Source organism: Paenibacillus sp. Y660, from assembly GCF_057221575.1.
In genome coordinates this window covers 46,957-67,793 of the sequence record NZ_JBXBBJ010000015.1, presented here as the reverse complement: position 1 = coordinate 67,793, position 20,837 = coordinate 46,957, and the positions used below count along the sequence as shown (strand labels likewise).

The 20,837-nt window shown below is 47.2% G+C and carries 18 protein-coding genes and 1 pseudogene; 10 read left to right on the top strand and 9 right to left on the bottom strand.

Translation table 11 applies throughout. The features are described from left to right. Positions 1 to 76: 76 nt before the first annotated feature. Together AC2TDN_RS17220 and AC2TDN_RS17215 are read right to left on the bottom strand one after the other, a co-directional pair. Entirely contained in the window at positions 77 to 262 is a 186-nt protein-coding gene (locus AC2TDN_RS17220) for a hypothetical protein (RefSeq protein ID WP_482068493.1), read from the bottom strand. Positions 263 to 330: 68 nt separating this feature from the next. Then, positions 331 to 429, bottom strand: a pseudogene (locus AC2TDN_RS17215) (sugar phosphate isomerase/epimerase family protein); the annotation flags it as partial. A 347-nt stretch (positions 430 to 776) separates the two neighbouring features. Between AC2TDN_RS17215 and AC2TDN_RS17210 the strand changes: the two are divergent. The 9 genes from AC2TDN_RS17210 to AC2TDN_RS17170 all read left to right on the top strand — a co-directional run bounded on the left by AC2TDN_RS17210 (position 777) and on the right by AC2TDN_RS17170 (position 12,220). Continuing rightward, complete coding sequence (locus AC2TDN_RS17210) at positions 777 to 2,174, top strand: stalk domain-containing protein (protein ID WP_482068492.1); 1,398 nt, start codon at positions 777 to 779, stop codon at positions 2,172 to 2,174. A 19-nt stretch (positions 2,175 to 2,193) separates the two neighbouring features. Then, positions 2,194 to 3,057 carry a phosphate ABC transporter substrate-binding protein gene (locus tag AC2TDN_RS17205; protein WP_482068491.1) on the top strand — a complete coding sequence of 288 codons (864 nt, stop codon included), beginning with the start codon at positions 2,194 to 2,196 and terminating at the stop codon, positions 3,055 to 3,057. Positions 3,058 to 3,225: 168 nt separating this feature from the next. Further along, entirely contained in the window at positions 3,226 to 4,188 is a 963-nt protein-coding gene (gene pstC / locus AC2TDN_RS17200) for a phosphate ABC transporter permease subunit PstC (RefSeq protein WP_482068490.1), read from the top strand. A gap of 14 nt (positions 4,189 to 4,202) precedes the next feature. Next, complete coding sequence (gene pstA, locus AC2TDN_RS17195; protein WP_482068564.1) at positions 4,203 to 5,093, top strand: phosphate ABC transporter permease PstA; 891 nt, start codon at positions 4,203 to 4,205, stop codon at positions 5,091 to 5,093. A 150-nt stretch (positions 5,094 to 5,243) separates the two neighbouring features. Further along, positions 5,244 to 5,735, top strand: a complete 492-nt coding sequence (locus AC2TDN_RS17190) for a DUF1648 domain-containing protein (RefSeq protein WP_482068489.1) — start codon at positions 5,244 to 5,246, stop codon at positions 5,733 to 5,735. 93 nt (positions 5,736 to 5,828) lie between these two features. Then, entirely contained in the window at positions 5,829 to 6,605 is a 777-nt protein-coding gene (locus AC2TDN_RS17185) for a 3'-5' exonuclease (RefSeq protein WP_484689251.1), read from the top strand. Positions 6,606 to 6,735: 130 nt separating this feature from the next. Further along, positions 6,736 to 7,617 (top strand): DMT family transporter, encoded by an 882-nt coding sequence (locus AC2TDN_RS17180; protein WP_484689249.1) that lies wholly within the window; start codon positions 6,736 to 6,738, stop codon positions 7,615 to 7,617. A gap of 257 nt (positions 7,618 to 7,874) precedes the next feature. Next, the gene (locus AC2TDN_RS17175) at positions 7,875 to 9,917 is read left to right on the top strand and encodes a methyl-accepting chemotaxis protein (RefSeq protein WP_484689246.1); all 2,043 of its coding nucleotides are present in this window, start codon (positions 7,875 to 7,877) and stop codon (positions 9,915 to 9,917) included. 260 nt (positions 9,918 to 10,177) lie between these two features. Continuing rightward, positions 10,178 to 12,220 (top strand): methyl-accepting chemotaxis protein, encoded by a 2,043-nt coding sequence (locus tag AC2TDN_RS17170; protein ID WP_484689244.1) that lies wholly within the window; start codon positions 10,178 to 10,180, stop codon positions 12,218 to 12,220. A 60-nt stretch (positions 12,221 to 12,280) separates the two neighbouring features. On the opposite strand, the gene AC2TDN_RS17165 is transcribed toward AC2TDN_RS17170, so the two are convergent. The 4 genes from AC2TDN_RS17165 to AC2TDN_RS17150 form a co-directional block, all read right to left on the bottom strand. After that, positions 12,281 to 13,033 (bottom strand): amino acid ABC transporter ATP-binding protein, encoded by a 753-nt coding sequence (locus AC2TDN_RS17165; protein WP_482068484.1) that lies wholly within the window; start codon positions 13,031 to 13,033, stop codon positions 12,281 to 12,283. 14 nt (positions 13,034 to 13,047) lie between these two features. Continuing rightward, the gene (locus AC2TDN_RS17160; RefSeq protein ID WP_484689241.1) at positions 13,048 to 13,716 is read right to left on the bottom strand and encodes an amino acid ABC transporter permease; all 669 of its coding nucleotides are present in this window, start codon (positions 13,714 to 13,716) and stop codon (positions 13,048 to 13,050) included. Between the two features lie 52 nt (positions 13,717 to 13,768). Then, a complete protein-coding gene (locus tag AC2TDN_RS17155; protein WP_484689239.1) occupies positions 13,769 to 14,629 on the bottom strand; it encodes an amino acid ABC transporter substrate-binding protein in 861 nt (286 codons plus the stop codon). 719 nt (positions 14,630 to 15,348) lie between these two features. Then, the gene (locus AC2TDN_RS17150; protein ID WP_482068480.1) at positions 15,349 to 15,771 is read right to left on the bottom strand and encodes a DUF6157 family protein; all 423 of its coding nucleotides are present in this window, start codon (positions 15,769 to 15,771) and stop codon (positions 15,349 to 15,351) included. A gap of 293 nt (positions 15,772 to 16,064) precedes the next feature. Here AC2TDN_RS17150 and AC2TDN_RS17145 point away from each other — a divergent pair, with 293 nt between their 5' ends. Beyond that, on the top strand, positions 16,065 to 17,474 hold the full coding sequence (locus AC2TDN_RS17145) for a HEAT repeat domain-containing protein (RefSeq protein WP_484689236.1): 1,410 nt from the start codon (positions 16,065 to 16,067) through the stop codon (positions 17,472 to 17,474). A 68-nt stretch (positions 17,475 to 17,542) separates the two neighbouring features. Here AC2TDN_RS17145 and AC2TDN_RS17140 read toward each other — a convergent pair whose 3' ends face one another. The 3 genes from AC2TDN_RS17140 to AC2TDN_RS17130 all read right to left on the bottom strand — a co-directional run bounded on the left by AC2TDN_RS17140 (position 17,543) and on the right by AC2TDN_RS17130 (position 20,804). Further along, a complete protein-coding gene (locus AC2TDN_RS17140) occupies positions 17,543 to 18,427 on the bottom strand; it encodes an AraC family transcriptional regulator (protein ID WP_484689234.1) in 885 nt (294 codons plus the stop codon). Positions 18,428 to 18,457: 30 nt separating this feature from the next. Beyond that, on the bottom strand, positions 18,458 to 18,931 hold the full coding sequence (locus AC2TDN_RS17135) for a heme-degrading domain-containing protein (protein WP_484689232.1): 474 nt from the start codon (positions 18,929 to 18,931) through the stop codon (positions 18,458 to 18,460). An 811-nt stretch (positions 18,932 to 19,742) separates the two neighbouring features. Further along, positions 19,743 to 20,804: an ABC transporter substrate-binding protein gene (locus tag AC2TDN_RS17130; protein WP_484689230.1), complete on the bottom strand. Its 1,062-nt coding sequence runs from the start codon at positions 20,802 to 20,804 to the stop codon at positions 19,743 to 19,745. Positions 20,805 to 20,837: the final 33 nt, after the last annotated feature.

Sequence of the window (20,837 nt, the reverse complement as noted above, 5' to 3'; positions counted from 1 at the left end):
ATTCACCTCATCTGTTTGGTTGGTGTTTGTCTGTACACCTACAAGAACGACCCTATGCCCAAAAAGGTTGCAATCGTCATGAACTAAGGCTCATATCCTTATTTGTCTTGACCGATCTGCGCAGCTTTACATACAGCAGTGTGAAGCCGACTATTCCGGCAGCTGCCAGTATGCAGCCTAGCGAGCCGAATAAGCGGAACGCACCGAAGTTTTGCCCGGTTCCCTCAATTCTTCTCATCGAAATAAGTATGGTACGATGCACCCATATGATTCTCTGGTCCGATTAGAAAGCCGTGGTCTGCCGCATAAGCAGCAAATTGCTGGTAACTAGCGATAGCGGTATTTGACTGTTTCCAAATAACCCAATACATCCATCTTCCCTTCCAAATACATGTTATTGAATGAATAGCCTCCGATTGATATGTTCATCGATTAATCCTCCAATTGGCGAATAGATTTGCAGTCATCCCCATTTTAAACCTCGTGTAAAAGAGGCATGGTGCACTTTCTTCTTAATTAGGGGGAATATCTACTTTAATCGCAGCGCGTCCAACTCTAGTACTCTATGCCTACTACTATTTACAAATTCCATACAATTTCTAAATAGTGGGATGATAAATCGTTGTTATGATCAGATAGAACTAGAATCAAAACATACGTACTGTAACGAACTAACGCCGCCTGGGAGGGATCAATCCAACTATACATACCGACCAGGGCTGTCGGAAATTCGATTTACAATAAAAAACCCCATTTGAGAAAGGTGACCCTATTCCATGCAAATGAAAAAAGCAATGGTAGTTTCGATGATCGCAGCAGCAATTAGCGCAACAGCAGTTACTCCGATTTTCGCACAAACAGCAGCAAGCAACCAAGCTGCACAAATCAGCCAAGCAGATTTCCTCGTAAATGCAAATCCGTTTTCCATTCGCACGGTTGTAGATGGCGGCGTTACACTAGCTTCGGTTCGTGATATCGTTAATGCTGTTGGCGCTACGCTTCACATTAACAGCGACCATTCTGTAGTTGTGAAATACGGCGAAAAAACATTGAAGCTGAAACTTGCTTCCAAATCAATCTGGATTAACGGTGTAGCGACTCCAATTGCACATCCAGCTAAAGAAGTAGCATACTCCACTTTCATTGAGCCGGCTGCATTCGTTCAAGCGCTTGGCGGTACACTAGAAGGTAACACGATCAACACGGTTAAACTGCTTGAAGGTGCTGAGCGTGCTGTGTGGGTTAACTCTTCATGGCTTATCGTATCCAATACAGCAGGTGAAGGCCGCGAAGATTTCTTGGTTGATGCTGCTACTGGGAAATATGAGCAATTGCTTAAATCCGAAGGCGCTTCAGATCTTGTTTTGTCTCCTGATGGCAAAAGCGTAGCTTACTCCGATGCGAATGGTATCGTGTTCACCATTGATTTGGCCACAAAGCAGCCGAAGCAAGTAAGCACGGACAATTCGATTAAAAATGAGCTGACATGGTCGAAGGACGGCACCTCCCTCTTCTTCCTGCAAGGCGACAAAAGCTCTGTTATTGCGAAGATCGCTCTAGTTGACGGCAAAGTATCCAAAGTTCTTGAGGATAAAGTTGATTACAAAGCAAACCTTGAAGTTTCTGCTGACGGAACACAATTTGCGTTCTACGTCTTCAAGCAACCTAAGGTAACGGCGGACAGCAAGGATGTTGATCTTGATAACGTAGATATCGATGCAACAGGCACTGAGCCGCAAATCTACTTCTATAACGCTGCAACTGCTAACAATAAACCTGTACAGCTAACTAAAGATACCGCTGATAAAGTATTCCTTGAGCTTTCTGCTGACGGCTCCAAAGTTAGCTACGTAAGCGTAAGCGCTGATGAGGCAAGCACTGGTCAGCTGGTTACTGTAGATAATGCAGGCAAAGCAAGCACGCCTCTGTTCGCTGACAAAGACGTATATCAACTGATTCAAGGCGGAAGCAATCTATATCTGCTTACTGCTGATGGAAACAGCACAAATGCGGTCTACGAGATCGATGGCGCAACAGGAACTAGCAAGCTTGTACAAACCGTTTCAGACACCGCATCGGAATTGATCGTTTCGGGCAACTCGGATATCGCAGCTCTTATTGATGGTCAACTCGCTGTATCAACGCAAGGCAAATGGAAAAACATCACAAACTAATTAATGGAGGTCTTTACTAATGAAATGGTTTAAACAATTAACAATCGCGGCGCTTATCGCCGTAATTGGATTCAGCTCAGTTCCAGCATCCACACCTACTGCTACAGCAGCAAGCAAACTAAGCGGCAAAATCGTCATCAACGGCTCTTCCGCACTTCTTCCATTGACCCTTCAAGCAGCTAATGAATTCAAGAAGCTTAACCCTAAAGTTAAAATTTCCGCATCCGCTGCTGGTTCAATCACAGGACCACAAGCTGTACGCAAAGGCATTGCTAACATCGGTGCTGTAGACTGGGACGCTTCCAAGGATGTACCGGGCTTCAAAAAATTCGATGGCCAAGTCGCTCATAAAGTTGCTGTTATTCCTTTCGCAGCGGTAGTAAACAAAAACGTAACAGCAACAAAACTAACAACTAAAGATCTGCAAGGCATCTTCTCCGGCAAAATCAAAAACTGGAAAGAAGTTGGCGGCAAGGACGCTCAAATCATCGTCGTAAACCGTACTTTCGGATCCGGAACTCGCGTTAACTTCCAAGACAAGGCGCTTGACGGTACCGATTTCATGACTAAAGGCGACAACTACAAAGAAGTAAAAACAAGCGGCGACATGAAGTCCACAATTGAAACAACACCGAATGCTATTGGTTACATGGACCTTGCTTACGTTACAGACAAAATGACAGCAGTGACAATCAACGATGTTGAACCAACAGAAGCTAACGTTATCAACGGTAAATACAAGGTTTGGGGCTATGGCTACTACATGACTAAAGGCGAGCCTACTGGCGCAACAAAAGAATTCATCAAATACGTACAAAGCACGAAGTTCCAAAACGGTTCGCTGAAAAAGCTTAAATTCATTCCGATCTCGGCAATTAAATAGATTGGATAAAAGGAGCGGCCGGCTTGCGCAAATAAGCGCCTAAGCCGGCCGTTCTTTCCTTCAATAGCATAAGCCATTACTTCTTAGCCCCGTTCATATCTAACCGCGAAACGAGCGAAGCTGCCAATAGGCCGGCGACCATCGATTTCGCTTGGAGGAGCCTATATTATGTTGGAATCCACTCATACCGGCACTCAGCCGCGTATCAAAGCAGAGCTCGGCAAGGCGATTTTAGCTGGCAGCAGCAAGCCTTTTGACCGCAGATCACGCCTGTTCTTTACGAACCGTCTCTTTCGTTACCTTTGCATCGCCGCTGCAAGCTTTGTTTGCCTTATTCTCTTTCTGATCTTGCTGCTTATGTTCCGAACCGGCGTGCTGACTTTCGGTCAAATATCGTTTGCAGACTTCTTCTTCTCCACAGAATGGAATCCAGAGAACGAGCAATACGGTGCACTTATCTTCATCTTCGGCACCTTTGCTTTGACTGCACTGACGCTTCTCATCTGTGTGCCGATCTCGCTAGTCATTGCCGTGTTCTTGTCCGTATTCGTACCGCCTTGGCTGAAAAACATGCTGCGTCCGGTGCTTGACCTGCTCGTCGGCATCCCTTCTGTCGTTTACGGCTATCTGGGCTTGACCGTACTTATTCCTTTAATTCGAACCGTGACCGGCAGCGGCATGGGCGATGGCCTGCTCGCAGCTGCGCTTGTGCTTACAATTATGGTTCTGCCTACCGTAAGCCGCATTAGCGATGATGCGATTAGCGCGGTCCCTGCCAAGTTCAGCGATGCTTCCTATGCACTTGGCGCTACTCGGTTCCAAACGGTATGGAGAGTCCTGATTCCTTCTGCCAAAAGCGGTATTATGTACGCCGTCATTCTCGGCATGGCCCGTGCAATCGGCGAGACGATGGCCGTCGTAATGGTTATCGGCAATACGCCGCAGCTAGCCGACAGCCTGCTCAAACCGACCTCTGTCCTTACGAGTAATATCGTTATGCAAATTTCAAATGTACCTTTTGACTCGACGTGGAACTACGCTCTTTATTTGATGGGCTTCCTGCTCCTCGTTATCTCATTGCTTATGATCGTAGCCATTCGCTGGCTTCAAAGAAAGGGGTCGCAAGCATGAAGCAAGCCATAGACATGAACCCTTTAACGAATCCCTTCAGCGGCAAAAAAGGACTTAATCGGATAAAAGACCGCTTATTCACAGGCATCGTTTGGTCGCTTGGCGTACTTATTATCGCGTTTATTTTCGGGCTCCTTTATCTCATTTTGCAGGATGGACTCCCGAAGCTCACTTGGGACTTTCTCTTTGGCTTGCCAAGTGAAATTGATGAGGGCGGCGGCATAGGCCCAACCCTTCTGAATTCCTTCTACATCCTGTTCATTTCCTTGCTTATTTCGATTCCACTCGGAATGGCTGCAGGCATCTATTTGGCTGAATTCGCACCTGACAACAAGCTGATCGGCTTCGTGCGCATTTGCGTCGAAGGTCTCGCTTCGGTACCTTCCATCATATTCGGCTTGTTCGGTATCGCCTTGTTCGTTGAATATTTCGAGATCGGCTTGACCATTCTGGGCGGCGCAGTGAGCCTTGCCTTTCTTAATCTGCCAGTTCTAACTCGCGTAACCGAGGAATCGATCCGTTCGGTACCGAAGGAGCTGAAGAGCGCATCGTTCGCGCTCGGCGGCACCCATCTGCAAACGATAACGCGCGCGCTTATCCCTGCTGCACTTAACGGCATCATAACGGGCATTTGCCTTGTTGCTGGCCGTGCTTTTGGCGAGAGTGCCGTCATCATTCTGACCGCAGGCGTAACGACATCCGGCGAAATGTGGGATTTCAGCCTCTTCTCGCCTGGTGCCACGCTCGCCGTTCACCTCTGGTATGTGCAATCGGAAGCCATCGTCAGCGATGCGCAGGAAATTGCCCAAAAAGCAGCAGCGGTGCTCGTGTTCGTCGTCCTGCTGATCAATTTAGTGTTCCGCATTCCGCTTTGGCTTAATTCCCGCCTCACAAAGCGCTCTTAATTAAGAACCATGCCTTCAGCATTTGCCTTTTGGGCTATTGCTGAAGGCTTTTTTTATGGAAATTTAATGTTATAAATGTTACCAAAAGATGCAAATTCAAGATATAATTATAAGGTAAACTCATTACGAAATGAATGGCGGTGCTCCATATTGTCCAAATTACCTAAGCTCATCATTCCAAAAACGAATCTTGAAAAATGGCATGACGGGCTGTCCATCTTCTTTTTGCTCTTCTCCTTCGTCTATTTAATCTTAAAATGGTCCGAGCTTCCGCAAACGATTGCGATACACTTCAATGGCAACGGCGAAGCTGATGGCTGGGGAAGCAAGGCCATCTTGTTCATCCTACCGATCATTGCCCTTCTCATCTTTATTGGCCTTGCTCTATTGCGCAAGGTGCCTCATCAGTTCAACTACATCGTTCCGATTACGGAACAAAATGCTCCTTATCAATACAAGAACTCGATCCATCTGCTAAGCTGGGTCAAGCTTGAAGTCGTGGCGATATTCGCCTATGTACAGTGGGCTGTTATTCAGGATGCTCTAGGTGTCACCTCTGGGATTGGCATTTGGCGCATTCCTATCGCATTCGTTATTTTGCTAGGAACGGTCATTTTTTATGTCATAAAATTAAGAAAATAACGTGCAAAAGCGTTCTACCATATTGTAGTTTCCATCTGGATAACTTTTTCTGATAGAATGGAGAACACAGGCTATCTATCGGAGGTTAAGATTTTGGACTATATTATACTCGATATTGAATTTAATGGACGTAAGTTTGCAAGCGAATTGCCCATGGAAGTTATTGAGATCGGCGCGGTTCGTTTAAATAGCTCACTTGAGCAGACTGATGAATTTTCCGCTTTGATAAGACCGATTTATTTTTCCAAGCTGAACAGCTTTATTAAGAAGAAAACCGGAATTCCGCAGGAAGACATCGATATTGCAAGCCGTTTCCCGAAAGTAATCGGCGATTTCACTGCTTGGCTGAAAAAAAGCGACAGCTTCCTGCTGTTCACATGGGGCGGCGAGGATTTAAAACGAATTGTCTTCGACACAAGGATGCATAAGCTTGATGACAGCTTCTGGATGGCCGCCGAATATTTCGACCTGCTTAAGGGCTACATTCGCTATAAAAACGTGACGAACGATGTCAGCGTGGAGGCTGCTCTCGTCGATCTCGAAATAACGGCAGAAGGCACGGCGCACCGGGCACTGGATGATGCTCGCATGACAGCCGAGGTGTTCCGTAAAATTTTTGGCGAGCTGGATTTCAGGCTCAAGCAGCAGTTCAAGGATATGTACACGAATGCGAAGGAACGCAGAATGGTCAAAAATGCGATTCGATCGATGACCGCGCAAAAAATCGTGCCGCAATGGGAAGTTTTCGCTGAACGCTATCTTGCCGGAAAAGCCTCCTTCGAGGATGTAAGGAAGGTAGCGGAGCTGCAGCAATATTTTGACGCTGAGCTGGAAAAGGCCGCAAAGCCTTCAGCAGGACAAGCCGGATAGCTAATTAGCTTATCCCATGCGTTAAAACGATCAAATATTATTAAATAAGCCCCTGCCCGTCAACAACAGCAGCAGCATGCTGCTGCGAATGGGACGCCAGGGGTTTTTAAGTATGGGAGAATCTACAACAATGAACCGCAGTACCAAATCATTTGCTACCTATGAGCTGCTTTATATCGTCGGTATTATCGCCATTTCGTTCTCTTCAATCTTCGTTCGCTGGTCTGATGCCGATGTATCCGTTATCGCCATGTATAGGCTATATTTAACCAACCTTATTATGCTCCCGCTCGTCTGGAAATATCGGGCTGAATTGTTCCTTCTCCGTGCAAGGCAGTGGCGGCTGTTAGCTGTCTCCGGCATAATGCTTGCGCTTCATTTTTTGCTTTGGATGGCGTCGCTGCGGCTAACGACTGTTGCTAGCTCTACTGTTATTTTGACGCTGGAGCCGGTTATGGTCATGCTTGGCTCTTATTGGCTGTTCCGCACGAAGGCAAATCGTATGATGCTGTGGGGTATGGGCATCGCGCTCATCGGCTCCGTCGTCATCGGATCAGGCGATCTCTCCCTCTCGAGAGAAGCGCTGCTCGGCGATGTCCTGTCCTTGCTAGGCGCTGCTGCAGTAGCCGTTCATATGCTGATCGGCAAGCAGCTGCGGAAGGATATGAGCGCATTTGCCTATAACTTTTGGGTATTCGCGCTTGCGGCAACGGCACTCGCCTTCTACAATATCGTACGAGGCAACTCCTTTACCGGCTACAGCCCGAAGGAATGGGGCATTTTCCTGCTGCTGGCGATCGTTCCGACACTATTTGGCCATTATCTGTTCAACTGGCTGCTCAAGCATATGAGCGCTGCCGCAGTATCGATGTCCGTACTCGGCGAGCCTGTTATTGCTTCCCTCCTCGCGTGGGCGCTTTTGAAAGAAGCATTAACGGGCTATCAGCTAGCAGCCGGCGCGTTAATTTTGTTCGGCGTGTGGCTTTTCATCCGTCATGGCAAGGAAGAATAATAATAAGAAAGCTAAGCCTTCAACTCCACTTACACACAGTGGTTTTGGAGGCTTTTTTCAATAGATAGTTGAGACTTGCTTGCCCTTAGCATAAGTTTTGTAAATTTAATGTTATCGCTGAATTTTCTAATAATTAAATTAGAACCATAGAACTAATTCGTGAAGGATTTTGTCTGATCATGTCTAATTATGTTATAAGAAATGTAATCATGAACATTTTTTACAGAAAAAAAATTTCAAGAACCATGGAGGGCTTCATGAAAAGCATTCGTTCGAAGACATTAATAACAATATTGCCACTGGTTCTGTTAACCCTCATTGCTGTGTCTGTGATGTCCTATTACTATTCGAATACCATGTTCCTCAAAGAGACCGAGAGAACGATGACTGAACAGATTGACGGAACGATCAATCGACTCGATACCCGGTTTATTGCCCACAGCAAGACAGCAGAAATTTTCGCTAGAACCCTTGAGCGGTATGCTTCCGAATTCCCGCTTGAGCAATATGAGCAAATGATCGGGAACGCGCTTCAATCGAATGACGATACGTTCGGCATGGGCATTTACTTTGAACCGAACCAATTTGAGCAAGGAAAAAAATATGCATCTACATACGGATACAAGGATCAAGACAAGATCATATTCACTCAGGAATACAGCGATCCGAAATACGATTATTTGAATCAGGATTGGTACAAAACAGGCGTTAACGCAGCCGAAAGCGTTGCATATACGGATCCGTATTATGACCCTGGCACCGATGTGACGATGTCTACGACTGCCGTTCCCGCCTATAATACGAATAAGCAATTGCTAGGCGTAGTAACTGCCGATATCGATCTTGTCACAATTCGAGATATCGTAAACAATACGAAGGTCGGAAATACGGGTTGGGCCATCTTGTTGGATAGGCAAAATCAATACATAGCAGGCCCGGACCCGGATAAAATTATGAAGATGAACGTCAGCCAGGACCCTAACTCATCATTCGCTTCATTGTCCGATGCTCTGCTCAGCAACGCTTCCGGACTAGCGTCTTATTCTGACGACAAGGGACTGAATCATGTCTACTACAAGAAAATTCCCCAATTGGAATGGACCTTGATGCTCATCATGCCAGATCAGGAGCTAAAGCAGCCTTTGTTGAAGATGATGAAAATACTATTAATCGTGAGCCTGATTGGGATTGCAATTATTACCGTAACGATTTTGCTGTACAGTCAATTTATCGCAAATAATCTCAAGAAAGTGAACCTTTTGTCTTTAACATTAGCCGGAGGGGACTTCACGCAATCATTGAAAATCCGAGGTAAAGATGAATTTGGGCAAATGGCATCCCAGTTTAATCAGATGATTTTACACATTAAATCCATGTTGAATGAAGTTTCGGGCCACTCCCTGCATGTTGCCTCCACCTCCGAGCAGCTTATGGCGAGCGCCGATCAGACAAGCAAGGCAACCGAGATGATAACCGAGTCGATGCAGGTCGTTGCCGCCGGCTCCGAGGCTCAGGTCCAAAGCTCCGATGAAACGGCCAGAGCGATGGAGGAAATGGCCATCGGCATTCAGAGAATTGCTGAATCGGCATCAGCGGTGTCCGAATCCTCCGTTATTGTGTCCAGCAAGACGTTTGAAGGAAACGAAATCATACAAAAGACAGTGCAACAAATGCTGTCCATTCGTAATTCCGTCGATCAATCGGCCCATATCATGGACACGCTTGATGAACAATCGCAGGAAATCGGCAAAATTATCGATGTGATCAGCAGCATCAGCACGCAGACGAATCTATTGGCGCTCAATGCGGCGATCGAGGCGGCACGGGCTGGCGAGCATGGACGCGGGTTTGCCGTTGTAGCCGGCGAAGTCAGGAAGCTGGCTGAACAGACGCTTAGAGCGGCCGAACAGATATCCACGCTAATCAAGTCGATCCAGTCTGAGACACAGCGTGCAGTAACCTCCATCCATCAAGGGAATAAGGAAGTGCATGAAGGCACCAAAGCCGTTGAGCTAACAGGCGAGATCTTCCATGACATCATGACGCAAATGGAGCAGGTTTCGGATCAAGTGCAAGAGGTATCGGCTGCTTCCGAGCAAATGTCAGCTTGCAGCGAGCAAGTTACAGCAACGGTCGTACAGCTCGCCTTCATAGCAAGGGAAGCAGCTGACAATACGCAAAGCGTAGCTTCCGCCTCCGAGGAACAGCTGGCTTCGATGGAGGAAGTCACTTCCTCCGCAGAGTCGCTCAGCATGTTGGCGCAGGAATTGCATGGTTTGATCGGAAAATTCAAGATATAAGAAAAAATAATACATTACTGCAAATACAAGCTCATTCTATCCAGGTCGGGTAAAAACGTAATGGTCTACGTTTTTTGCCCGACTTTTCTCTTTTTTTGAATATGTTTGTTTCGTTAAAAGAATACAATCTCCAAAAAATAATTAAGAGAAAATATATCGAAAATGGAAGGATTTTGTCTATTTTTGTCTAATACTATTTTATGTAAATGAAATCCAAAAGGTTTCCTTCAATACAGGTTTACAAATAAATGGAGGTTTTTATGAAAAGCATTCGAACAAAAACGTTAGTCATCATTTTGCCGTTGGTTCTATTAACGCTTATTGCTGTGTCGACCCTCTCTTATTTCTATTCGAATAAGATGATTCTCGAGCAGATCGAGAGCACGATGACTGAGCAGTTAAACGGAACGATCGATCGGCTCAATAACCGGTTTATTGCCCATACCAAAACGGCAGAGGTTTTAACTAGAACCTTTGAAACCTACGCTTCCGACTTCTCGCTTGATCAGTACAATCAAATGCTGGGAGGCGTGCTTCAATCAAACGACGACACATCAGGCATGGGCATTTTCTTCGAGCCGAACCAGTTCGAGCAAGGGAAGAAATATGCTTCTACTTACGGATACAAGGATCAGGGCAAGCTTGTGTATACGCAGGAATACAGTAATCCGGAATTCGATTATCTGAATCAGGAATGGTACAAAACAGGCATTAACGCAGCCGCAAGCACCGCATATTCAAGTGCGTATTATGACGAAATCATCGGAGTTACAATGACAACGGTAGCCGTTCCCGCTTATGACGTGAACAAGCAATTGCTAGCCATAGTAACTGCTGATTTCAACTTGAGCACGATCCAAGACATTGTAAACCAGACGAAGGTTGGAAATACCGGGTGGGCCATTTTGCTCGATAAGCAAAATCAGTACATAGCAGGTCCAGAGCCGGATAAAATTATGAAGATGAACGTCAGTCAGGATCCCAATACATCATTCGCTTCATTGTCCGATACTCTGCTCGGCAACGCATACGGGCAAGCGACTTATTCCGACGACAAGGGAATGAATCATGTCTACTATAAGAAAATTCCGCAATTGGAATGGACCTTGCTGCTCATCATCCCGGATCAGGAGTTTAAGGAACCGATATCCAAAATGATGAGGATACTGTTGATCGTCAGCCTCATTGGCATCTGCATTATTACCGCAACGATTTGGTTGTATAGTAGATTTATTTCGGTGAATATCCAAAAGGTGAACAAGTTGTCCTTCACACTTGCAGAAGGAGACTTCACACAAACCCTATCTCTCCAAAGCAAAGACGAATTCGGACAAATGACGAACCAGTTCAATCAGATGATTGTGCGGATCCAATCGATGCTTCTTGAAGTATCAGGCCACTCCCTTCATGTCGCCTCCACCTCTGAGCAGCTGATGGCGAGTGCAGATCAGACAAGCAAGGCTACCGAGATGATTGCCGAATCGATGCAGGTCGTTGCCGAAGGCTCCGAGACACAGGTGCAAAGCGCCGATGAGACGGCAAGAGCGATGGAGGAAATGGCCATCGGCATTCAGAGAATTGCAGAGTCGGCATCAGCGGTGTCCGAGTCTTCGATTCAAGTATCCAGCAAGACGCTTGAAGGCAATGAAATCATCCAAAAGACGGTTCAACAAATGCTGTCCATTCGCGATTCCGTCGATCAATCCGCCCGTATTATGGACACGCTGGACGAGCAGTCGCAGGAAATCGGCAAAATTATCGATGTCATCAGCAGCATCAGCACGCAGACGAATCTGCTGGCGCTCAATGCGGCGATCGAGGCGGCACGGGCTGGCGAGCATGGACGCGGGTTTGCCGTCGTTGCCGGGGAAGTCAGAAAGCTGGCTGAACAGACGCTCAGGGCAGCCGAACAGGTATCCACGCTAATCAAGTCGATCCAGTCTGAGACCCAGCTCGCAGTAACTTCGATTCATCAGGGAAATAAAGAAGTACATGAAGGTACCAAAGCCGTTCAGCTAACAGGTGAAATCTTCCAAAATATTATGACGCAAATGGAGCAGGTTTCGGATCAAGTACAAGAGGTATCAGCTGCTTCCGAGCAAATGTCAGCTTCCAGCGAGCAAGTAACAGCTACTGTTGTTCAGCTAGCCTTCATTGCAAGGGAAGCAGCTGACAACACGCAAAACGTAGCTTCTGCTTCCGAAGAACAGCTGGCATCAATGGAGGAAGTCACTTCCTCCGCGGAGTCGCTCAGCATGCTGGCGCAAGAATTGCATGCTTTGATCGGGAGATTTAAGATATAAATGATTAAAAAGGGGATGCTGCAAGCCTGCGCAGCATCCCCTCTTTCGTTTGTTCATCCATTAGATTTCATAGCTGGCCAATCGATTCAAAAATTGAATAGCGCGTGCGCTCTGTGGATTTTCCAAAACATTCTCCGGCGGCCCTTCTTCAATAATAACTCCGCCATCCATGAGAATGACGCGATCCGCTACATCCGCTGCGAACTTCATCTCGTGCGTGACGATGACCATCGTCATCCCGTCCGCAGCTAGCTGCTTAATAACCTTGAGCACCTCGCCAACCAATTCGGGATCAAGCGCTGATGTCGGCTCATCGAACAGCAGCACCTCCGGATCAACAGCCATTGCTCTGGCAATAGCAATCCGCTGTTGTTGTCCCCCTGACAATTGATGCGGGTAAAATTCAGCCTTATCGGCTAAGCCGACCTTAGCCAGCAGCTCTGCGGCGCGTTGCCGAGAGTCTGACTTGCTCTTCTTCTGCACTGTCACTTGCGCTTCCATAATATTCTCAATAGCTGTCTTATGTGGAAAAAGGTTAAACGACTGGAACACCATACCCGTTTGCTTGCGCAGGGCTACGACTTCCTTCTCCCGAACTTTCTTGCCCGCCTCAAAATTCAACGTCTGCTTACCGACCGTTAATATGCCTCGATCAGGCACTTCTAGAAAATTGAAGCATCGAAGCAGCGTCGTCTTGCCCGAACCGGAGGGCCCTATTATTGCGAGCACTTTGCCCCGCTCCAACGTCAAATCAATTCCCTTCAGAACTTCCAAAGAGCCGAAGGATTTATGCAAATTGCGTATTTCAATCATCTATTTCCTCTCCCTTAGCTTGAAGAATACCGTGCCAATCGTTTCTCGGTAACATCCTGCAGCCACGACAGTACAGAGCAGAACAAGAGATAGATGGCCCCTGCCGCGCTATAAATAATAAGAGGCTCATACTTTGCTGCAGAAATGTTTTGCGCAACACGAAACATCTCCACATAAGTAATGGTAGCTGCGAGAGATGTATCCTTTACCAGGCTTATGAACGAGCTGCCAAGCGGCGGAATCGACACGCGAGCCGCCTGCGGTAATATGACCCGCCGAAGCGCCTGCCACCTTGTCATCCCTAGTGAATATGCGGCTTCCCATTGGCCTTTCTGGATTGACTGAATTGCCGCACGCACAATCTCGGAGCCGTAGGCGCCTACACTGAGCGAGAAGCCGATGACAGCTGCAATAAACGGATCTAATATAATTCCAACGTAAGGAAGACCGTAGAAAATAATAAACAATTGGACAAGCAGCGGTGTTCCGCGAATGATCCATACATAGAAGCGTGCAACAAGCCGCAGTATTCTTATGGTGGATAGTCTTGCAAGAGCAGTAGCAACAGCTAAAATGAGACCAAGAGTAAATGAAACTAATGCTAGCGGAATCGTAAAAAGGACCCCTGCTTTAAGCAGGGGCAGCAGTGAATCTATAAGAATCTCTATTTGACGATCATTCATATGATAAACATCCTTTACGCCTGTGGGCTGTTAGTCAGCAAGGCAGCATTCATTATTTAGAGACGTCTGCTCCAAAATATTTCTCGGAGATTTTCAGGTAAGTGCCATCGCTCTTAATCTCGGCAAGCGCACCGTTTACCGCTTCAATTAACGCTTCGTTTCCTTTTCTGAAAAGAGCGGCGTTCTTGGCTGCATCCGGTGCTTCAGCAACGATTTTAAGCGGCAGGTCAGGCTTTTGTTTCTTTAAATCCAAGAAGGATAGTCCGTCATTTACGGTAGCATCGATACGCCCCGATGCAAGCAGATCGATCGCTTGGTTGAAACCGTCCGTCGTTACAATCTCTGCCCCATTCTCGCGTGCAATATCAGCGAGGTTGCTCGTTAACGATTGTCCCGCTTTCTTGCCTTTCAGGTCCGCGAACGTTTTAATATCCGTATTATCTTCAGCTACGATCAGAACTGCTTTGGAAACGATATAATCATCCGAGAAATCATACTTCTCTTTCCGTTCATCTGTAATGCCCACTTGGTTGAAAATAGTATCAAAGCGCTCAGCATCAAGGCCAGCGATAATGGAATCCCACGATGTCTCAATGAATTCAGCCTTTAAGCCAAGCCGCTTAGTAACCTCTTCTGCAATCTCAACATCGAAGCCGGTGAGTTTGCCTGACTCGTCATGAAATGTAAATGGCGCATATGTGCCCTCTGTACCAATGCGGAGCTTGCCGCTCGCTTTAATCGCATCCCAAGCCGCTTGCCCCGGTGCTGCCTCTGCCGAATTCGAAGTCTCCGCAGTAGGGCTTACCTCTGGCTCCTGTGTGCCTCCATTGCTATTGTCTTTCTTGGCGCCGCAAGCTGCCAGCAGCAATACGGTTAGTGCTATCAATAATGTTAGTGTGCTTATTCTCTTCATATTATTACCCCTCACTATTCTTTCTTTGTAATTTATGGAATGGTCGACTACATGGATTTTATAACGCTGGTGGTGTTGTGTCAATCTTTTTTCCGATAATTCTCATAGGAATTATATAATTTAAGTTTTTTGTCTCAAATTTTTATAAATAAGGCACTCTCATAATTACCTATATGGTTCTTCTTTATGCATTGATGAACCGTGCGTTATCCTTGCCATGGCGCAGCATGCTTCACCGCTTGACTATTTCACTCGAGTATTGGCGCGCGCAAATTAATTTTCGGAAAATAGTAGTGTGGTAATGTGCGCACTTTGGGGATTAATTACTGGCGGGTGGGGAGGCTTCATTTGTAGTGCGGTAATGATGTATACTTGTACTTATGTATCACTCTCAGGTGGTGGATTAATCAAAAATGATCTTCCTGAATACTACAAATATATTGGGGCATTAGGATTAGTTTTTATAATCATTTCTTTTATAATTAAGCGTCGTTAGAGCACTCTCGAATTAGATTTAACTATTTAATAAAGGGGCTGTCCCAAAAGTGTTCGCACGGAATGGGAACATCCCCATGCTGCTCGTTTACTTGTTCCTAACCTATGAAACCCAAGCTCCCGCTTCATTTTGGAGTGTACAAGCCGATTCTGATGCCTATCTGCAACGTAGCCCTTCATCCGGAGCGTCATGTTAGGTTTCTGCTGCCGTTTACAATCCCGCTTTATTTTTTGCTGCTCCGCATCCCTTTCAGCACGGTCACATTGTCGCGTCCGCCTTCAGCAAACTGATGGTATTCAGCCGATTCCTTAGGCACGAGTGCCAGCTTGCCCGCTTCATTAAAATGGATGCCCCAGCCATATTTCTTCGGCAGCATAGAAGCCCTTAAACAAGCCATCGGCTTCGAGAAAAACTCATCCCAAATCTCCGTCCCTCTTGTTTCGAGCTCCTCTGCAAGTCCCTTATGCCGAATATGTACTTCGTATAACAGCTCTTCCTGCGTATATCTGTAAGGCTGATTGGCTGCCAGCTCATATTCGAGGCTCGGCTTCGTCCGTCCGCTCTTCTTGTCAGGCGGCACTGTGCCGATCTCCACCGGACAGTCTGTTGACACCGTAATAAAGGTATTATAGTAGTTCAAGTCCATGACCCGTATCCTCCTAAACCTTGAATAAGGCTATTATATCGATATTCAACTTCCATGACTATACACTCTCATTTATGTCCAATTGTCCAGCGTTTCATTTCAGGCCTAACTTTCCTCCCTATGCTGGCAAAATAAAATGAATCAAGAGGCTGATGAAATAGTCTTGTTTTTATCGGCGCACTTAAGGCAGGAAGTTAGTTTTATGCAAGCTTCACTTAGTTTCGTGTATGTAGCAATTGCGCGGCATCTCCTATAATCGGTGTATAAAAACTTCTTAGGAGGATATCGAACACATGAAGCAATCACCGCTGTTACTGACGGATGAGCAAATGAGAAAGTTTATTACGGAAGGATTTCTGATCTTAAAAACAGACTTCCCTGAATCGTTCCACCTCGCGATGACCGAGGAGCTTACACGGGTATACAACGATGAAGGGAATCCTGGCAATAACCTGCTGCCGCGAATCCGTGAAGTTCAGCAGGTATTCGACAGCCCCGTCATTACAGGCGCATTGACGAGCGTGCTGGGGCCGAACTATATGCTGCATGCGCATAGACACGGCCATTATAACGCGCAGCCCGTTGCCGGCGGCTGGCATAAGGACAGCTACTGGGGCTACTCACGGATGCGCAGCCACCATCCATGGTGGGCCATGATTATGTATTTTCCGCAAAACACGCCGCTTGAGCTTGGACCTACCAGCGTACTCCCAGGCACGCAAAATTACGAATCACGCACCTTCGTCTCCGATGATCCCGCAGGGGAAGCTTATGCTAACGGTGAAGCAGGCACATTCGCGCTCATTCATTACGATATTTGGCATCGTTCAACGCCAAATGTGTTAGGCAGCGCCCGCTATATGCTGAAGTTCGAATTTATGCGCACGTCAGCTCCCACCGCGCCTTCTTGGGACAATCAGACTATAGAGTGGCAAGAGCCCCCCGATCTTGCGCTGCCCATTGCAAACCATGAAACGTTATGGGAAGAAACGTGGAACTGGCTGTCGGGCAGCGTCGGCAGTATAGCCAATTCACGTGATGAGGATGCTTCACAGCTTATAGAGCTCACACATGGTTTAGAAGATAGATTCGAGCCAACTGCGCTGAACGCAGCTTATGAGCTGGCGAGGTATGGCCATAAAGGCGTAGCCGCCTTGCTCGCCGGGCTTCATCATGAAAGTGTGGACGTATCGCGCGTTTCTGCCTACGGTTTGTCGGCAGCTGGCCCGGACGCCGTCGACGAATTAATTGCCGCGCTGGACCAGGATCGCGAGGAAACAATCTATCATGCCGTATTCGCGCTTGGCGAGCTGCGTCAATTCGCGGACTCTGCGCTTCCAAGGCTTGCTCGCTTATTGTCCCACCCTTCCGCTGCCATACGCAGCGCGGTCGCTGAAGCACTTGGGATGATCGAGTCAACCTGTGCAGTCGCGGTTGAAGGCTTAATCATTTGCCTAGCGGATGAGGATGCTCAGGTTCGCTTTACGGCCGGCCTTTCGTTATCAAAGCTTGGCTCCGCTGCTGCTGCAGCCGTTCCCGCTTTGGAGGCAGCGCTCGAAGACGAGAACCGCTACGTACGGGCGCATGCGCTCGAAGCGCTCCGTTATATCGGTACGGAGGAAGCGAAGGATATTCTAATCAAGTCGCTCTTTAATGCGCGCTGGTGTACAACTACGACGCACGCGAACGCCTTTTATCCTTGATCTGCATGAGCAAAGAACCGTAGCCATTTAGCCACGGTTCTTTGCTTATTAGTTTGGCTCATGAAGCTCTATTTGAGCAAAAGCTCCCTATACTCGCTTGGCGACAGCGCCGTGTACTCCTTAAAGAGCCGCGAGAAGTATGTCGCATCCATCCCCAGCGCTTCAGCCACGGCTGAAATGCTTAGAGCAGTAAAGGAAAGCAGCCCTCTCGCCTTGTCCATACGCTTGCGGTTCACATATTGAATCGGCGAGAGCCCGGTCGTATTTTTGAACATGCGTATAAAATAATTGGGGTGAAAATGTACCAGCTGTGCCAGCGTATCGACCGAAATGTTCTCGGAAAGATGCTCTTCGATATAAGTAAGCACGACGTTCATCTTCTCAAATGAGCTTGTTGTCGGCGTGTTGATCGTAACCCGGTCGGTCTGCTCCAGAAACATCGCCATGATCTCGAGGAAGGTCGCCTGTACATGCAAGTCAGCCGTCCATTCCTCGCTCTTATGTTGATCCTTAAGACGATCAAATTTATCTTTTAATGCCGGATGATCGGTTACCGTTAATATGACTGGCAGCTCAAGCATTTGAAAAAGATTGAAATTGCCCAGCTTCGCCGTAAAATGGCACCAATATTTGCCGAAAGTATTCGTATTGATCGTGCCATAGGATTGGGTCACATCCGCCGGCAGCAAGCATAGATCGCCAGCCTTCGGATAATAGATGCGGTCCCCAACCTTTATGTACCCTTCGCCCTCTTGAATATAATAGAGCTTATTCACGTCAGGCGTGTAATTGTCGTCATTCCACGAGAGCGGTACTTTCGTATACTCAACTACGGCCACATGCAATTGCAAACCGGTCAAATACGACTTCCAAAATGTTCTCAAGCTTGCAGCGTCCACTTCAATTCCCGCCTTCCAAGCCCACATATGTCCGCTTATATTAGTTGGAATCATTACTTGGCTTTTAAACTAAAGCGTCATTAGCTACTTCAATAAATAACGTCGCAGTGCGGAAATAAGCAGATCATGATCTTCCTGATCCGGCAAGCCGGAAACGGTAATCGTACCGATCTGCCCCTCACCCTCAACGATAAGCGGGAATGCCCCTCCTGCTCCCACGTAATCAGCAAGCGGAAGCCCATGCTTCTCCTCCATCGTCGTTCCCTCATTGCGAAGCCTGCAGGCCACATGCCAAGAGCTTGTGCCAAAATGTTTTACTGCATTATTTTTACGGCGAATCCAATCCTCGTTCTCAGCCGTTGTTCCTTCCATGGCATGCAGAAATAATCGCTGGCCCGACCGGGTAATATCAACCGTGATGCGCTTGCCGCTCCGCCGTGCCTCCTCCACGATCTCCAAACCTAACGCCAATGCTGTATCATTCGAAAATGTCTCAAAGCGAAGCTCCTGCTCTTCCTGTTCCATCTGCAGCAAGCGTTGATTTATATTCAGCATCATTTGCCTTAGCTCCCCTTTGCAATTCCATAGTAAAAGATAAATGCATCACTCTAGCCCTATCTTATCTCTTATTCTTTTGCTTGCCAACAGAAGCCTTGCACACCAAAAAAGAGGCAAGCATCACGCTGCCCCTTCATTCCTTTTAGCCCCATCAAGCTTACGCTTGCGCCTGTCCGAGCTTTACCCGCTGCGCTACATTTACGGCCTGTTTCGCATGGTATTCAACCGCGCTTTATAAAGTGTTCTATTTAATCATGTTAACGCTTAACGATATGAAACAAGCTCAACGGGCAGAATAACGTAACAAAATATGGTAAGGTAATATTAGCAAAATCGTATCTTTCTTTAGGAGAACCATTTAGTAGATGAGTTTTTATGAGGACGATCATATTACTTATGTTAGTCTTTTTAACTGGGTGCACTAACAATGACAACTCTATTGGAAGCGTGAGTAAGAAACTTGAAAAGAAGGTAGTAATAGATGAAGATATAGAAAGCGAAAAATATGCTGCAGAATTTGATGTGAATTACGACGGACATGGTTATTCAATAGATTAATTCAGAACGCGTCCAGCCGCGCGATTGGCGTTCGCAGCAGTGCAGCCGCCACTTTGATAAAACATAAATAACCCGCAAGAGGACATTGTTTTCCATGTGTCCTTCTTGCGGGTTACAGTTCATTGTCTAAAAGTGAGCGTGTTTCTATTCGAATAATTCATCCATTAGCGCGTCTATTTCACTCTTACGTTTTTTCGTATCTTCAGAGTTAACACGTTCGCATTGCGTGACAACTTTTCTTTCGGTACGTCAATTATTTCAAGATCCAATCGTTCAGGTCAAAATTATTGTCGGCCAGCTTCTCGTCCACAAGGAATTTCTTCGTTCCATCGAGAAGCTTGAGACCGGCGTCGGTAAAGGGAACATCCTTTATTATACTGATCGGGGCCGTCTTCTTAGCCAGCTCCGGTGTCGTGCCGCCGATCTCCGCCGCAAACTTGTAATATTCATCCTCATGCTGCTTGAGGTCCTCCAGTGCCTTCAACCGAATTTCGTTCCATATCTTAGGGAAATCCGGGAACTTTTTCAAATAATCCTCGGATACGACAGTTACACTCGATCCATAAAGATCCGGATGACTCGTCGCATCGTCCAGATGCGTAAAGCCCTGGTCGATCAGCTTGAGCGCATTGACGCCGTTGTTCGTCGTGGCATCCACCTCGCCCCGCGCAAGCGCCGCTTCGGCGTCCGGGCGAAGCAGATGAACCAGCTTGTAGTCCGTTACGCCTTCCTCTTTCAGAAGCCCGACTATATAACGGTGCATAAAGGAGCCTTTTTGAATGGCAATCGTCTTCCCTTGGAGGTCCTTAACCGTCTTGGGACCGTTTTTCTTGCCGATCAAATAGCCGATTAATTCGGTCGAGACCTGCGCGATCACCCGGGTTTTCGCTCCGGACGAGTGGGCCAGAATGGCCGGCGTATCGCCCAAGCCGCCGAAATCGAGCCTGCCGCCGATGAGCGCTTCACTTTGGTCAGGTCCGTTCGGAAAGCCGGTCAGCTTCACTTCGGTGATGCCGTATTTCTTCAATTCCGCTTGAATGATGCCTTTATAGAATCCCCAGCCTTCCGCGCCGGAAGGCAAATTCAGCTTGTTCGTGCCGATATAGCCATAGTTCAGAACAGCGGGAACATCACTCTTGGCACCGCCGGAAGCGGCCGTCACGCCGGCGTTTCCGCTTGCCGCGGATGAGTCCTCCTGCTTGCCGTCGCTTCCGCTTTTATTTCCGCATGCCTGAATGAAAAGCAGTATAAGTGCAAAAGCAAGAATGCCTGTGAAACGCAATGCCTCACGGCCTCCTTTTCCCCTCTTTGTCATCTCTGTTTCTCTCCTCTCAAGTCTCTATACATG